This window comes from Anaerococcus sp. HMSC075B03 (assembly GCF_001815585.1).
GTDB lineage: Bacteria > Bacillota > Clostridia > Tissierellales > Peptoniphilaceae > Anaerococcus > Anaerococcus vaginalis.
This window is the reverse complement of record NZ_KV821203.1, coordinates 313-549: the sequence shown is the minus strand read 5'-3', so window position 1 is coordinate 549 and position 237 is coordinate 313. Positions and strand designations below refer to the sequence as shown.

Genomic DNA, 237 nt, shown 5'->3' with positions numbered 1-237 from the left:
TCTTGGTCTATTCAATTGTTAAGGTTCAAATATTATTTAGATTGCTTTTAAAATAGAAAGAGGACAAAACTCCCCTCACTTTATAAAGGAAAATTTGCCCTCTTTGGTAACCAGAATTTATAGTTCTTCTATAAATTTCTTTAGTTTTTCTAAAATCTTATCTCGCCTTTTTATTAAAGCAGTATGTGATATATTTTGAGTCTTTGATACTGCACGAAGTGTTTCATCATTGAAATA

The 237-nt window shown here is 28.3% G+C and carries 1 pseudogene; it reads right to left on the bottom strand.

Annotated elements, in window-relative coordinates:
* Positions 1-117: 117 nt before the first annotated feature.
* A pseudogene (locus HMPREF3045_RS09140) lies at positions 118-237 on the bottom strand (sigma-70 family RNA polymerase sigma factor); the annotation flags it as partial.